The organism is Candidatus Protochlamydia naegleriophila, assembly GCF_001499655.1.
Taxonomy (GTDB): Bacteria; Chlamydiota; Chlamydiia; order Chlamydiales; family Parachlamydiaceae; genus Protochlamydia; species Protochlamydia naegleriophila.
This window is the reverse complement of the sequence record NZ_LN879502.1, coordinates 2853817-2868432: the sequence shown is the minus strand read 5'-3', so window position 1 is coordinate 2868432 and position 14616 is coordinate 2853817. Positions and strand designations below refer to the sequence as shown.

Sequence of the window (14616 nt, the reverse complement as noted above, 5' to 3'; positions counted from 1 at the left end):
TTTGAAGAGCTTACAGTGCGATTTGGATAGTTTCTATTAATTATTTTTTTCAAACATTAAAGCTATCAAGCGCCTCGTTAAAAGACAATGCTTCGCATCTTTTTAAAAGTTCCCCTAATGCATAAACTGCACCTTTTTGCCTTGCTTTGGGAGAAGTATCACCAAAAGGCATTATGAGAAAAGAAGGAAGGGCCTCTTTAGAATCCAACATTTTTTCCATTTCTTCTTTAGTTAGACGTTCTTGAGAAAGACCCTGAGTATATTGAGCTGATTTAAAGCGAACGATTACTATAACCATAAGAAGTGCAAGATCCATTAATTCAAAATGCGCCTGCTCTTGTCTTGTTGGAAGACGCTCTCCAACATACTCAGATAGCATATCCATGCGGCATTTTTGAGGCAACGCTACGGAGAATTTAACAACATCAAAAAGAGGGTCACCAATTGACATGGAGTCAAAATCTATTAGAAAGGGTGTTAACCTTCTTTCTTTGGATAGAAGGACATTTCCTTTGTGAAAATCACCATGGCAAAGAGTTGCATGATTCTTTAACCATGGCTTTAATCGCTCATAGATAATTTTTACTTTTTTTAATGCTATCGAAAAATGCATAGGCATGTCTGATGATTTTTCAAGGTCTTCGCTTTCATTAAAAATAAGCGTAAAAGGTGCATAAGGAATTTTTTTATCTGTGGAAAGATAGGGTTGCATATTCTCGTGAAAGCATTTCAATGCTTTCATTGTTGCTTTATAAGGTTGGAAATTCTCTTCGTAAGCGGGCCAGGGCACGTGTTCAATATATTCTAAAAGCATATGCTGATTATTTCTGTCTTCGCCTAAAATCTGTGGAGATATGCTGCATGTAAATGCCTTTTTGGATGTTTCAAGAATTTGTATGAAATCAGATGGTTTGTTTTTCTGTTTTGGTGAGCGAAGTATATAGGACCTTGTCTCTGTATCAATTCGCCAAAGATTGTTAGAGAAGCCCCCTTCTACTTTTTCAATTTTTTGAATGCTTTCACCTCGGGGCAACATTTGTTTGATGCATTCGTCCACATTCACTATTGAAGTCGCATATTTTTTTCGTCTAGCAAAATGGTAAGTTGCAGCCAGCAACAAAAAAGCTCCAAATGCTATTCCTGCAGTGATTTTTGTTTTGCTAGAATAAAGGTGAGAAGTAGCAAAAAGTAAGAAACGACTTATATATGAAGAACTGCTAATGGGGAAAAGATTACTATTCATCTGCTTCCTCTATATTGTTTGCGCACCTATGATACTGTGTATCATCCACCATTCGGAGAAAAAGAAGAACTTAAGAAAAGCGGTCAAGCTTTTGTAAGAAAAGAATCTGGGTGAGAAGATTTGAAATTCCGACCCCTTGCACCCCATGCAAGTATTTTCCTGTATTTTCCAATTGCATTCAATCTCATCTCCCACTCAAAAATAGACCTTAAAGCTATCTCTTGTCTTGATTTACATCAAGATTTTGTTGCATAATGTGCGATCCTTTATTAAGTGGTCTTATCCACCACCTGTCCACCACCCAAGACATGAGATTGATTATGAAAGAGATTATTCCGAAAACAAACGCCGATGACTACTGCCAAAAGCTTCAGCCTAAAGAAAAGCCCTATTACGTACGCGATTCACAGGTTAAAGGTCTTGTCTTACGAGTCAAACCAACCGGGTCTAAGTCATGGATTTTTTGTTATACGGTTCCATGCCACAAGCGTAAATGGCGTGAACGGAAAAAAGGACTTGGATGTTTTAAGGGTGGGCGCACTGGTGTTGCAGGAGTCAGCGTCAAAACAGCGCGGACAGAAGCCGAAAGGATGAAGCATGAAGTAAGGCATCATGGAGCAGATCCGGTAGAAGATAAGCGAAAGCGGGCAGCCGAGGTTATTCGCGAACAAGCGAGTCGGGTATTGGTAAAAGATTTATTTGAACGTTGGGCCAACACTGACCTAGTGAACCGCAAAGATAAGGGGGCTGAAGCGCGTCGAATGATGCTAAAGGACGTTATTCCCTCTATAGGAGAACTCAACATTAAAGAAGTCAGAAAGGGTCATATTACTGAAATCACGGATCAACTTTTACAAAGAGGCGTCAACCGAATGGCAAAAGTTGTTTTTAGCCTCATCAGGCAGATGTTTCGATTTGCCGTCACACGAGACCTTCTTGAATTTGATCCTACAGCCGCCATTAGCAAAACGACAATTGGAGGGGCCAATGTTGAACGCGATCGCGTATTAAGTGAGGATGAAATCCAAGAGCTTGCAGTAAAACTTTCATCTGCCGGTTTGGCAAATACAGCAACCATAGCAATTTGGCTTGTGCTTGGCACGTGTTGCCGCATAGGGGAACTCTTGAAAGCACGTTGGAGCCATTTTGACCATAACCGTAAGCTGTGGCGGATTCCTCATGAAAATAGCAAAAATGACCGTGAACACATTGTTTTCCTTTCTCCTTTTACTTTTGGTCTCTTCACTCAACTCCACGCAATCACAGGTGAAGGAGAATGGTGTTTTCCTGCCAGTCGTCTTGATAATCATCATGTTTGCCCTAAAACTATTACCAAGCAAATTACAGACCGTCAACGCTCTTTACCTAATCTCAAGAACCGGACAAAAAATAATGCGGCCCTTGTGCTTTCCCGAGGCCTTTGGAAACCGCATGATTTACGCAGAACGGGCGCTACAATGATGACTGCGCTTGGAGTTCTCCCTGAAGTTGCTGAGCGTTGCCTTAACCATACTGAAGAAAACCGTGTGAAGCGAATTTACCAGCGTCATACCTATGAATCTGAAATGAAAATGGCTTGGGAAAAATTGGGGAAACATCTTGAGACGCTAATGGGAATAACAGTAGATTTTGGAGTGGGAAATGGTTAAAACTTTCAAACCGGTTATTTCGGCGAATTTTTTAAAAATGCTAGAAGATAGCCGAGTAGGGAAAGCCCTTATAGAGGTTACAGGCTTTAGCGTGTATAAAATGCTTACCCGATTCAGCCTGAATTTGCCGACATTGTCAAACCCTACAGGTTGGTCGCTAGACTGTTATGATGTTAAACTTACTTATAATCAACCTGACGTCATCCTTTTTTTGAAGTATGCATGGCTTTATTCGGAAACAGAGACAAATGAGCATATTGATAACTTAATACATGCTGTAGCCCAAGACATAACAGGTTTTGAGAAAAATCTTTCGATTGAAGATGGTCAAAGAAAATTGAATGAAACAACTAAAATATTGAAAAACCAGGAAGGAGTAATCGTTCAAAAAAACGATGATATTAGAGCAGCTCATGATGAGTTAGAAAAAACTCATTTAGAATTAGAGACCAAAAAAACTCAAATAAGCCAGCAAGAAAAAAAACTGAGACAGACTTGTAAGGAACTGGAAGTCAAATTGCAAAAAGAAAAAGAAACCAGCATTCGAAATTCCAAATCAGCTAGCGAGCCTCGTGGTTGTGAGGAAGTTAATGAATACCTTGAGGAGTTAGTGCAAAAAAATCCCAAAAAAGGGCCGGCAGAATTATGGAAGCTTATTCCCAAAGGAAGAAATGGGAGCGACGTCTTGATAGAATTTGGTAAAATAACTCATGAAGAATGCGGTTGCACACACTTTGGTAAGAAAGCTTTTTATGCACGAATCCAAAAAAATTAAAAGAAAAATACCAAAAAAAATTCCAGCTAGCGCCGCTAAATAGAATTCGGTGTGAGACGCTGTAACACATAGTAACAACAAAGGAGACTATGTGGAAACGCAACCTACACCATATTTAAAGGATACGCAAGTTGCCAACCGTTATTCTGTTGACAGGTCTACAATTTGGCGATGGGTCAAGGAAGGAAAATTACCTAAGCCATGTAAGCTTGGGATTAGGTCAACACGATGGCGTATTGTTGAGCTAGAACAATGGGAAAGCTCACGGTTTTCTCGGGAGGATAAATGATGTCAAAATCAAATCCTACCGAAAAAAAAGATGCCGTCCGGGCAGTGGACGGCAATCTTATAAATCAGAATCCTGATTCAATCGACACAAAGTATATCCAAGATAGCCCTAAGAAACAACACAATGCTTTCAAAATCGTGAAAGGAAAAGGTGTTATTTTTACTCAATCTGTAAAAAATACCCTAAAACAAGAATTTGGATGTCGTTTTAGTGATTGCTATAGGCTGTTTATTGGCCCCATTGCAAAGAAGGGTGAAGTTCAATCTTTTTTGGACAAGTCAGGCATTGAAGTTAAGTTGATAGACATTTTCGCCGACCTTGAAAAAGGCCAAAAAGTGGATGGATTGCAAACGCGCTTAAGTATTCTTGATGAAGAAATATACACTTTATTTAAAGAATTTATTGTTCAAGCTCATCATTATGACCATACACGTCCATACCATGACTTTGAAGTTGAACCTAGTCCATATGAACCTGACAAGCCAAAAGATGACCTTAGATTCCGTATAGAAAACTGCCTGTATGATTCTGCCGTAAAAAGAAAGAATCTTGAAAAGGAGCGGAAAAACCTTCAACGTTCTTTAGATTTACACTTGCAAGAAGATGTAGACCTTCAAATAAAAGGAAGATTAGAGGGAATAAAGGATAGTTCAAAAGAGTTCACATTTGTGAAAGCTAGCGATCTTGAAATATCGCCTCCAAAATGGATCATTGAAGATTATTTTGAAGAAAATAGTTTAGCGCAGATTTTTGGAGATCCGGCCTCCGGCAAAACTTTTATTGCATTGGACTTGGCGGCATCGATTGCTACGGGAAAATCATGGATGGGAAAAGAAGTAAAAAAGGGAGTTGTCTTTTATATAGCCGGAGAAGGGCATAACGGTTTGTCACGTCGACTAAAGGCTTGGAGCGAATATCATGAATTAGTTGTAGAAGATTTATACATTAGCAAACAACCCGCCCAATTTATGGATGAAAATCACGCAAGGACTGTTGCCGAGGCAATCCGAAACTTATCAATAGCACATGGTAAGCCCGTGCTTATTGTCATAGATACCCTAGCGCGAAATTTCGGCGGGGGAGATGAAAATAAAACTCAAGACATGAATAAATTTATTTTTTCGATAGATGTGCATATTAGAATGCCTTTTTCGTGCTGCGTGTTGATTGTCCATCACACAGGCCATAATGATAAGGATCGTGCAAGGGGTGCAATGGCTTTAAAAGGTGCTTTGGATGCGGAGTATTGTATTAGAAAAAAGAATGAGTTGATTTCAATGACCGCTACCAAAATGAAGGATTCAGAGCTTCCTCCAACAATTTCGTTTCGTTTGTCCCCCGTCAGCATTGGCATTTTAGACCACAAGGGCAAAAATATTCATAGCGCAGTTCTTCAACCGGCATCTTGCGTAAATGATGCCAATCTTGAAAAAATTAGAACCCTAATTCCCGAAACAGGAATTAAGCAAGGGGATTTGATCATAAAGATCAAAGGCGGATTAACTGATATATCCAATAAAAAGGCTCAAGAGCTATTAGGTCAAGGGTTGACTACTCATTGGAACAAAGAGAAAGGGGACAGTAATGCGTCAATTTATAAGCCGTTTTTCGGTTTTCCATCATATAAGGATCAAGAAACCGAAAAACCAAAGAAATGAGAAAGGTCATGGCGGTTTTTTGGTTTTTTATAAGTGCCTGTGGAAAACCGAAAAACCATTCAAGTTAATAAAAGGTGGTTCATATGCCTGAAAATGCAGGACAAATGCAGGTACCAGGAAAATTCCGAAAAGGGCAGTCCGGCAACCCACAAGGCAAAGCCAAAGGTACAAAAAATCGGGCTACTCTTGCAGCTGAACGGCTCTTAAACGGTGACTTAGATAACATATGTCGCAAATTAATTGACGAGGCTTTAACTGGTAATGTACAGGCAATCAAGTTGGTTTTAGATCGGGTGTTACCGGCGAAAAGAGATCGAGACATTGATGTTAGACTTCCAAAGCTGCAAACAGTGGATGATGCGGTGAACGCAATGTCGTTGATTATTGAATCTGTAAGTTGTGGAAGCATCTCACCAAGCGAAGGGGAAGCGATGTCTAGAGTCGTTGACGCCTTTGTGAAGGCTATTCAAGCTTATGATGTTGAAAAACGGGTTCTCAAATTAGAGCAAGAGGTAAAGAAATGACGAAATCGATTGAAAGGAGGGTTAAAAACCTTGAGACCATACTGAAAGTCAAACAAAGCAAGCGCCGAATTGCGACTGTGATTTATAATGCTGATATTTGTCCTCAAGCCAATCTCCCTCATATCGATGCAGATGTAATTTTATGTTTGCCGGACAATGGTCGTAGATCACCAAGAGATAAGCCACTACCACCTGAAGGATATTTGATACGATATTCTTAAGTTGTTAATTTAGAAAAAATCTACCCAAATATAAAATTTGGGTAGATTTTGTAGATTTGTTTGGTGCCGTGCTTTACTTGATATTCACTTCAAGCCAATGATTTATTTTCGTTAAGAGGTCGGAAAATGAGAGCGGAAGAGCTTCAATGTTTTCTGTACGTAAATTCTTCAAATACTCTCCCCAAAAATTTTGCATGCGGACGAGTTCATCTTCTTGAAAAGAAATTGGCAAAAGTAACTTTGTTTCTCGATGTTCGAACACAACCCTAACGATGCTTTCTAAGCTTTTAAACGAAGGAAGAGTAGATGACGATATCATAGAAAAGATGTCATGAAAATCCTTCATACGGCTATTGAAAGACCCTCGATGAATGATGGTCTCTAACTTTTCAGCAAAGATGAATTCTTTCGGATAGCAAGCCAGCTCAACACTTTCTTCAAAAAGATCACCTTTTGAATAGTTTGTGAGTTTAATTTTATACGAAATAGCCTCAACAATATCTCCAAAACCGATATCTATCGCCACCTTAAATCGAGTACGCCCAAAATAAGCCATCATAGAAATTTCTACGCCAGGATAGCCCATGTGAGGATGAGTCAATTCGCTAGCCTTAACTTCTTTAAAGATGAATCCATCATTGAGATCAATCTCCGCTATTTCTTCAAAAACAGTTTGCAAAGACGAGACTTGATTACTGATTTTTTTAGCTAAAAAATCTAAATCGGTTGTCTCTCTTCCAATCTCTAGGTATCTAGAGAGGAGAATGCCTCCTTTCAATACAAGTTGATCTCGATATTTAGACCGAGCTAAGCGGACAAGGAAACGCTCTAATGTGAGAGTTTGCCAAAGATCTGCAGGATCACGTTTTTTTTCTTTTGCAATAGCTCTAAGCTTAGCTTTAAATGATTTTTCTAAGTCTGCTGTCATGTTGTATAAGATAAGATGTAAGGAGTGATATCTACTCGTAATTTTTTTGCGTAGGCGCCTAATTTTTTTAGATCCACCCTAATAGTAGTGTTTTTAAAATATCTTTGAAGAGCCTTGATGGCAATTTCTTTGCTAAGATAGCGAAAAGCATCGACAATGCAGCGTTCTTGATCAAAAATTTTAACCTTATACTCTCCTAAAAGAATTTCGGTTTTTCCTAGAGAGATGTTACGCATCCTAATGATTTTTGTATTCGGTCTTTTAGGGGCGTAAGATTCGTGGGGAACGGCAATCCAAATTTCTCTCATCACTTGATCCGTTAGCTCGTAATAGCAGAGGGCGGAAATCAAACAGATCACCCCATTGGGAATACTTGCAGCAGCTAGACCCAAGTTCTCCCATTGAAAATCAACTTCAGGTTCATATTCAGCAAAACGATATGTTCCAGGGTAAATCCTTTCTAAAATGCCCTTTTTGACTAGATAGGCGATTGCGTGCCTAGGTACGTTTAGATTTTCAGCTTGCTCGACCGTGAAGAAGGGAACCTGCCGAAAGGGCTCTAACTGTTTTTCATATTTTGAATGGGTCATATCTAAATTCTACAAAATCAACCCAAATTTGTCAAGTGGGTAGGTTTTGTGTGTTTTAGCGAGGATAAAAACTTCCAATCTGAGCTATTCAGACATTAAATTTTTCGGAGAAATATCAAGAGCCTTAGTCAAAGCTATAATGCTTTCAAAAGCGGGATTTCCTAACGTTCCCTCAATAATCTCAATGTAATTTAAACTGCAGAGGAAAAAATTTCCTTTTGGGTCACAAGATCTCCCAAAATTGAATCTCATGAGTTTTATCACTACAAAAATAATTTTTGGGATCATTTTCTCTTTGCGGGATAATTAATGACTTGACGGCTTACCTTCATTTTGGTAGTTTCTAGAGCAATTATTATTGCCAGGGACAGATTTTATGACAGTGCAAGAACCACCACCTCTCTCTAAAAAAGCGAAGACAACTATTTATATGTCCGAAGAAGATGAAAACATGCTGAATGAAATCTTCATAAAACGACTGAGAGATAAAAGGAAGACAGATAAATCCGCTTTGCTCTGCGAAGGAATCCGGCTTTTATATCAGATGGAAATGGCTGAAGCCGATTCAAAGCCTTCCGGCAGCCGATAGCTCTAACGATTTCTTCTCTAAATTCTATGCAAAAACGTCTTTTTAAGAAATTCGCGCTGATCGGACTCCCAGGAAGTGGGAAGTCCACATTCGCTGCCAAGCTTGGCCGAATTTTAGGCATTCCAGTCCACCACTTGGACAGGCATATGTTCGAGGTTGGAGGAAAGAAAAGAGATAAGCAGGAATTTATTGAAATTCAAAAGGCTATGCTCAGCGAAGAAGCCTGGGTGATCGAGGGATGCTCTTTTTCGACCTTCGAAATGAGATTCGCCAAAGCGGATGTTTTGATCTATTTCCAACTCCCCCGCCTAGTCTGTTTTTTGAGGCTTTTCAAAAGGCTCTTTAATTATAAAAAAGACTTTGGAGGCTTAAGGGCGGTTACCTGGGAAATTTTGAAATACACTTGGAATTTCGATAAGGAAAAAAAGAACCAGAATCGAAGAGCTCAGGAAGAAGTACCCGCGAACTGACTTTGTTATTTTCAAAAATCAAAAAGATGCAGATATCTTTTTGCAGTCTATAAATCAATAATTCTATTCACAATTCAAAAACTACAATTAATATTTTAATTATTACTAAGCGATAGCTTCCCTCGTTCTTTCACTTTTTTGCAAATGTCATAATGACTTGACGTTATGAAGTCATAATTGTATACTGCCTTTAAATTTTTGGCTTAGAAACATTTATTTTCAAAGTTTGCTCCAAAGCAAACAAGGACTGCAGGAGGAGCATTTTGTCTACTATTGAAATCGGGATTGATCTGGGAACCACGAATTCTTCCGTGGCCGTCATCCAAAATAATGAAACGCAGATTCTTAAAAATGCGCTAGGGGAAGAGAGCACTCCGTCTGTTGTTTATGCCGACCGCAATGGGAATATCGTCATAGGTTCGAAAGCCAGGCGCGTGATGAACAATTCGAAAGAAAACCTGCAGAACAGCAAGGCCGAAGTCAAACGCTTAATGGGCACAGGGGAATCCATCTTTTTCCCCAACTTAAAAAAAGCTCTTCTTCCGGAAGAAGTCTCAGCTGAAATATTGAAAGCTTTGAGAGGCGATGTGCAGCGCAAACATCCTGAAATGGCTCTGGATGCAGCTGTTATTACTGTTCCGGCTTATTTTTCTACAGTCCAATCGGAGGCTACGAAAAGGGCTGGAAATTTGGCAGGATTCAAGCAGGTAGTGCTTCTGCAAGAGCCCATTGCCGCAGCGATCGCCTACGGATTCCTTAACCAGAAGAATGAAAACTGGCTTGTCTATGATTTAGGCGGAGGAACGTTCGATGTCGCGCTGGTAGCTCTCAGAGACGGTTCGCTTACTGTGCTCGCCCATGCGGGCGACAACTTCCTTGGCGGGAAAGATTTCGACGCAGCCATCATCCAGAATCTCATCCAACCCTCTCTTGTCGCTGAAGGAATCTTGCTGGATCCAGTAATCCACTCCCAGATTTTCAGTTATTTGAAGGAACTGGCTGAAACAGCAAAAATAGAACTCACCATCAGCGAAAAAACAACGATCGATATTGATATTCAGACAGATCAAATCCAGATTCAGCACTCCATCGAAATATCAAGGCTGGATCTTCTTGAAAGCTGCAAAGATCTCCTTGGTAAAACGGCGGATCTCTGCAAGAAAACGATCGACGACTCAAAAGTAGAGCCTTCAACCGTTCAGAAGATCGTTCTTGTCGGAGGGCCGACCCAGATGCCGATTCTAAGGGAATTTTTAAGAGACGCTCTTCAAATTAAAGTGGATGGAAGCTTAGACCCCCTTACTGTAGTTGCAAAAGGCGCTGCCATGTTCGGGAACCAGACTGCGGTTTCCGTTCAGGAAAACAAGACCGGACGGCAGAATGCAGACTGCCAGCTTGAAGTAAACTACAACCCCGTAACATCGGACGACGAACAAACGATTACCGGCAAGATCGCTGTGTGCCAGGAAAGTTCCCAGCCTTATTCAATACAATTCGCCGGATCCGATGATTCATTTTCTTCCGAAGAAATTCTGATTAAAAACGGCAAGTTTATATTGACGCTTCCTACAGGAGCCAAGGGAACGCAATATTGGATTTATATCAAAGACAGCAGCGGGAAGCTTATAGCCTCTTCTCCGGACAGCATCCATATCGCCCGAGGGGTTTCTATCATGGGCGCACCGCTTCCCTACTCGATCGGCGTTTCCATTCTATCGCTTTCCGCTCTTCAGGGTTATGCCGATGCTTCCGAAACGATGGAATTCTTTTTCTCTAAAAACAGCATTCTCCCCCTCAAAGAGAAGAAACGGTTCCATACAGTCGCAGACCTGAAAGCGGGATCTTCAGACAACGGTCTCCCTATCTGTATTTATGAAGGAGAGTCCTTGATTACCAACCGCAACACCCTCGTGTGCCATCTGGCAATCACAGGAAAATCAATTGCTAAAGATTTGAAGCGCGGTTCTCCTGTGGACATCACTATCCAAATCAATGAATCCAGAGAATTATCGGTAACAGCGTATCTTCCTGAATCCGATATCACTATAAATGCCCGGCAAACTCTCTATTTCGATGCCGCTAAAATCGACGAGGTAAAAAAGGACTTTTCCGAGCAAATATCCAGATCGGAAGCTGTCATCGGAACTGAAGAGAATTCGAAGGAAGTTGGGATTATCAAGAACATGATCAAAGATATCCAGGCTACGATCGACAGGTCTGGATCGGATTCCGATCAACAGAGAAAAGCTGAGAAGCAGGTGAAAGATCTCATGATGGCCTTGGACCAGATGGAAGCGAAAACGAAATACAACGCCAACGTTGCAGCCTTCTGGCGGGAGTGCGATGAGATCTCAGAATACCTGCAGGACTGCAATCCGCCAGAAAAACGAACGGAATATGAGACTACTTACAATACCCTGCGCAAAGAGGGCCTTTCCGCTATTGCTAAACAGGACGCCGTATGGATTGAGCACATTGCCAAGAAACTGGACGAACTCCATTTCAGATGCCAATTCTCCGACCCGCGCATTTTAGCATCTTGGATGCAGTACATACTCCAGCAGGCACAAGAGAAGCAGAATCCTCATCCATCGCTTCCAGCTTTGATCAGCAGAGCACAGGATGCGCTAGCCAAGTCGGACATAAAGGAAATGCAAGAAGTCTTTTGGGCAATCCGCCCCTTTATCTGGCATGGAAAGACTCAAGTTAAATTTGTGAAATCCGGGATTATGTTATGACAGCAGCAACGCAGCTTCCACAAATCCTGATCAGAAATTCATTCAATATCCTGGGCTTATCCTCTTCATCGGCTTTGAAAGAAATTCGAAAGAGATCGCAGCAGCTTCTTCAGCTTGCAAAAATCGAAGAAGTGCAGGAATTCGCCATTGATATCGGCCATGTAAAAGAATTCAGAAATGAAGGCGATATACGCCTTGCTTTGGAAAGAGTTTCTGGAATCCAGGACCGTTTAAAGGAGATTTTTTTCTGGTTTGAAGACCACAGATTGGAAAGCCGCAAAGCGCTCGAGCTTATCTCTAATGGAAGCTATCAGAAAGCCATTGCCATTTTTAAAACAGCAGGCTCCGACTGGCTCGATAAGAAGAATCTTGCATTAGCTTTGATGTTCCACGCTTTTTCATCTTCCAGCATGGACAGCTTCTGCCAGTCTCTGGATGCCTGGAAGCTGATTTCCGATTCAGACGATTTCTGGAAATTCTACGAAAAACACTATCTGCTCCATGATGAACTCGGCACATCCTCCTCTCTTTTCGAAGAATTCAGAAGCTCTCTTTTTGAAACACTTTCAGCGAATGCAGTTTCATTCTATCAACAGACTAAAAACCCCGAGGCAGTCGGCGTCTGCTATTCAGCATTCGGAAGGATTGGAAAGACGGCCGATTCGGAAGTTCTACAGCCTATCATTCTGCGAGTCAAAAAGGAGATGGAAGAGCTGGAAAAAACGAGAGACGACGTTTCAGATGCCTCCGTCATTAAGAAAATTCTCAAGAAAATCCATAAATGCTTTTCAGAGTTGGACAAATTCGAACTCGCGGAATACAGCCCCCTTATTGTCTTGAAGAACGATACCGCAGAAAAATTAAGATCCAAAGCGGTAGATATTTACAATGAAAATGCTGATACCGAGACTGCCCGGCTTCTTCTAAACCAGAGTTCCAAGTTGGCTGTTTCGGAAGCCGTCCTTAATAAGATTGAAGCGGACAAAATACAACTCGCCAAAAATGATGCCTGGAAACGAGTTACAGATAAATTCGAAAAAATCGAATTGCTTATAGCTAATCAAAATTTTCAAGAAGCTAAGGATTCATATTTAGCCTTAGATAAAATATTTATTGAAGAAGATGCTGAAACTAGCGTGGAAGTACGCCTTCAACTTTTGATAAATTACTGTTCCTTAATAATACAGAAAGGACATGAACTTTTCGAGCATAAACGATTTGGAGTAAAGGTACTTGCTCTTCAATTTCTGCTAAACAGAAAGAGTCAGAAGATAGCAATCAAATTATTTGATCAAGCTATTGAATTATTAAAAAATAATATTCAATTAATTCGCTTTGATGATCAGACGAATGATGCAAGCGAACTTTTAAGGTTGGTAAAGGAGCTTTCGCACTCTTTGCTCATTTGTGAGAAGTCTAATCTAATCAATCACCATGAATATTGTATTTCGAAATTCACAGAACAATCCGAATCACAGACCGATTTTCAAACAAAAGAGTTGATTTCATTGATGGGAATCGCATCTTGCTTTGGCAGCTTGTATTACAGAGTTCGTGGAATTATGCAAGGTAAGATGTGGAAATGGATTGGTTGGACAGCTGCCATTTTATTTTATTTCTGCACTATTATCAATAATGATAAACCAGCTTCAAACTCATCTTACAGGAATAGTACATATCAAACAAAGCCTTCCTATAGTTCTAGGTCTTCGACACAACAGCTAACTAAAGAAGAAAAGTATGTTATCGAATATTTGCAAAAGAATGACTTTGAAGCGCTCAAGAATGCACGTAAAGCCGGTTATTCTGATAAGCAAATAGCCAGATATGTGATAGATCACGCGGAGGACGAAGAATGACACAGATTTCTAAACCATCGTTTCCTCCAGGATGGGTACTTCCCGGAGGGGCTAGGATTTTAAAACGAGTCGATAAACAACAGTTCGTCGAAGCATTTCTTTTAGACAGCGGAGAATATCTTTATCTATTCCATGACGAAGAAATAGCGAAGAAGCTGAAAAACCGAGACATCTCCCATGAAGTGCTGTTTGCCGGGGGTTTGGAAATCAAGGGGAAAAGATATCCCGACCACAAAGAAGGCGACATTCCAGAAAGGCTGAAAAACTTGATTCAAAGAAGAGGTTTGGATGCTATTGCTGGCATGGCGGAGCTGAAAAAGACACTTATCCGTGATGTAATCCAGCCATTTTTGAACTGGGAAGCCTATGAAAAATACGGGGTTACACCTTCCAATGGAATTCTGTTTTTCGGCCCTCCCGGGTGCGGGAAGACATTTATAGCAAAAAAATTAGCTGAAGCTCTAAGAGCGGAGCTCATTGAAATGAGCGAAGGAACAATAGGAAGCCCTTACATACATGCGACATCGAACAACATCGTGCAGGCATTTCGCAAGGCAGAGCAAATCGCTCCATGCATCCTCTTCGTAGATGAAATTTCCGGCCTCATGCCCCGCAGAGACAGCCTTTCTTCATGCGAGCAATACCGTGAAGCGGAAATCAGCGAGTTTCTCATGCACATGGAAGGAAGCGTTAAGAAAAAAGTCCTAGTTATCGGCGCTACAAATTTTCCTGAAAGAATAGACCCTGCAATCCTTAGATCGGGAAGGATGGATAAAAGAATCTTTATATCCCCTCCTGATAAGGAAGCAAGGCGTGAACTATTCTATCTTCTTTTAGAAGATAGGCCGGTCAGCAGCGATATTGATATTGAAACGCTTGCGGGAATGACCGAAGGGCTTATCTCATCAGATTTAAAATTGATCGCAAACAACGCTGCTTTGAAGGCTTTGCAAGATAATACCCTTATTTCAATGGACCTTCTTGTGGAAGAAGCTTCGAGGTTCAAACCATCTTTAAGCCAGCAGGATTTAAATAGATATCTTGAATTCGAAGGGTTTCATAGGAATTAAAAACATGAAGGAA

The 14616-nt window shown here is 40.7% G+C and carries 13 protein-coding genes; 10 read left to right on the top strand and 3 right to left on the bottom strand.

What is annotated here, in order from left to right:
* Window positions 1–49 precede the first annotated feature (49 nt).
* The gene (locus PNK_RS12130; protein WP_032124679.1) at window positions 50–1243 is read right to left on the bottom strand and encodes an aminoglycoside phosphotransferase family protein; all 1194 of its coding nucleotides are present in this window, start codon (window positions 1241–1243) and stop codon (window positions 50–52) included.
* A 320-nt stretch (window positions 1244–1563) separates the two neighbouring features.
* On the opposite strand from PNK_RS12130, the gene PNK_RS12125 reads away from it, so the two are divergent.
* The 5 genes from PNK_RS12125 to PNK_RS12105 all read left to right on the top strand — a co-directional run bounded on the left by PNK_RS12125 (window position 1564) and on the right by PNK_RS12105 (window position 6138).
* Window positions 1564–2892: a tyrosine-type recombinase/integrase gene (locus PNK_RS12125; RefSeq protein ID WP_231909258.1), complete on the top strand. Its 1329-nt coding sequence runs from the start codon at window positions 1564–1566 to the stop codon at window positions 2890–2892.
* Window positions 2885–3667, top strand: coding sequence for a hypothetical protein (locus tag PNK_RS12120; protein WP_059062279.1), 783 nt, complete (start codon window positions 2885–2887; stop codon window positions 3665–3667). Before PNK_RS12125 ends, PNK_RS12120 begins: the two co-directional genes overlap by 8 nt.
* Window positions 3668–3758: 91 nt before the next feature.
* Window positions 3759–3956 (top strand): helix-turn-helix transcriptional regulator, encoded by a 198-nt coding sequence (locus PNK_RS12115; RefSeq protein ID WP_032124676.1) that lies wholly within the window; start codon window positions 3759–3761, stop codon window positions 3954–3956.
* Window positions 3953–5614 (top strand): AAA family ATPase, encoded by a 1662-nt coding sequence (locus PNK_RS12110; RefSeq protein ID WP_079992929.1) that lies wholly within the window; start codon window positions 3953–3955, stop codon window positions 5612–5614. The genes PNK_RS12115 and PNK_RS12110 overlap by 4 nt, the downstream gene beginning before the upstream one ends.
* A gap of 83 nt (window positions 5615–5697) precedes the next feature.
* Window positions 5698–6138, top strand: coding sequence for a DUF5681 domain-containing protein (locus PNK_RS12105; protein WP_032124674.1), 441 nt, complete (start codon window positions 5698–5700; stop codon window positions 6136–6138).
* Window positions 6139–6432: 294 nt separating this feature from the next.
* On the opposite strand, the gene PNK_RS12095 is transcribed toward PNK_RS12105, so the two are convergent.
* Window positions 6433–7287, bottom strand: coding sequence for a nucleotidyl transferase AbiEii/AbiGii toxin family protein (locus tag PNK_RS12095; RefSeq protein ID WP_051981792.1), 855 nt, complete (start codon window positions 7285–7287; stop codon window positions 6433–6435).
* A complete protein-coding gene (locus tag PNK_RS12090; RefSeq protein ID WP_032124672.1) occupies window positions 7284–7877 on the bottom strand; it encodes a type IV toxin-antitoxin system AbiEi family antitoxin domain-containing protein in 594 nt (197 codons plus the stop codon). The genes PNK_RS12095 and PNK_RS12090 overlap by 4 nt, the downstream gene beginning before the upstream one ends.
* Window positions 7878–8253: 376 nt before the next feature.
* Here PNK_RS12090 and PNK_RS12080 point away from each other — a divergent pair, with 376 nt between their 5' ends.
* The 5 genes from PNK_RS12080 (at window position 8254) to PNK_RS12060 (ending at window position 14603) form a co-directional block, all read left to right on the top strand.
* On the top strand, window positions 8254–8466 hold the full coding sequence (locus tag PNK_RS12080; protein WP_032124670.1) for a hypothetical protein: 213 nt from the start codon (window positions 8254–8256) through the stop codon (window positions 8464–8466).
* A gap of 26 nt (window positions 8467–8492) precedes the next feature.
* A complete protein-coding gene (locus PNK_RS12075) occupies window positions 8493–8936 on the top strand; it encodes a P-loop NTPase family protein (RefSeq protein ID WP_158021810.1) in 444 nt (147 codons plus the stop codon).
* 263 nt (window positions 8937–9199) lie between these two features.
* Entirely contained in the window at window positions 9200–11674 is a 2475-nt protein-coding gene (locus PNK_RS12070) for an Hsp70 family protein (protein ID WP_032124668.1), read from the top strand.
* Window positions 11671–13533, top strand: a complete 1863-nt coding sequence (locus tag PNK_RS12065) for a hypothetical protein (RefSeq protein WP_032124667.1) — start codon at window positions 11671–11673, stop codon at window positions 13531–13533. Before PNK_RS12070 ends, PNK_RS12065 begins: the two co-directional genes overlap by 4 nt.
* Window positions 13530–14603 carry an ATP-binding protein gene (locus tag PNK_RS12060; protein ID WP_051981791.1) on the top strand — a complete coding sequence of 358 codons (1074 nt, stop codon included), beginning with the start codon at window positions 13530–13532 and terminating at the stop codon, window positions 14601–14603. Before PNK_RS12065 ends, PNK_RS12060 begins: the two co-directional genes overlap by 4 nt.
* Window positions 14604–14616: the final 13 nt, after the last annotated feature.

What these genes read in the sequence shown, in the direction of transcription:
- PNK_RS12130 (WP_032124679.1), bottom strand. Translation starts at nt 1,243, where the DNA reads ATGAATAGTAATCTTTTCCCCATTAGCAGTTCTTCATATATAAGTCGT.
- PNK_RS12125 (WP_231909258.1), top strand. Translation starts at nt 1,564, where the DNA reads ATGAAAGAGATTATTCCGAAAACAAACGCCGATGACTACTGCCAAAAG.
- PNK_RS12120 (WP_059062279.1), top strand. Translation starts at nt 2,885, where the DNA reads ATGGTTAAAACTTTCAAACCGGTTATTTCGGCGAATTTTTTAAAAATG.
- PNK_RS12110 (WP_079992929.1), top strand. Translation starts at nt 3,953, where the DNA reads ATGATGTCAAAATCAAATCCTACCGAAAAAAAAGATGCCGTCCGGGCA.
- PNK_RS12105 (WP_032124674.1), top strand. Translation starts at nt 5,698, where the DNA reads ATGCCTGAAAATGCAGGACAAATGCAGGTACCAGGAAAATTCCGAAAA.
- PNK_RS12095 (WP_051981792.1), bottom strand. Translation starts at nt 7,287, where the DNA reads ATGACAGCAGACTTAGAAAAATCATTTAAAGCTAAGCTTAGAGCTATT.
- PNK_RS12090 (WP_032124672.1), bottom strand. Translation starts at nt 7,877, where the DNA reads ATGACCCATTCAAAATATGAAAAACAGTTAGAGCCCTTTCGGCAGGTT.
- PNK_RS12080 (WP_032124670.1), top strand. Translation starts at nt 8,254, where the DNA reads ATGACAGTGCAAGAACCACCACCTCTCTCTAAAAAAGCGAAGACAACT.
- PNK_RS12075 (WP_158021810.1), top strand. Translation starts at nt 8,493, where the DNA reads ATGCAAAAACGTCTTTTTAAGAAATTCGCGCTGATCGGACTCCCAGGA.
- PNK_RS12065 (WP_032124667.1), top strand. Translation starts at nt 11,671, where the DNA reads ATGACAGCAGCAACGCAGCTTCCACAAATCCTGATCAGAAATTCATTC.
- PNK_RS12060 (WP_051981791.1), top strand. Translation starts at nt 13,530, where the DNA reads ATGACACAGATTTCTAAACCATCGTTTCCTCCAGGATGGGTACTTCCC.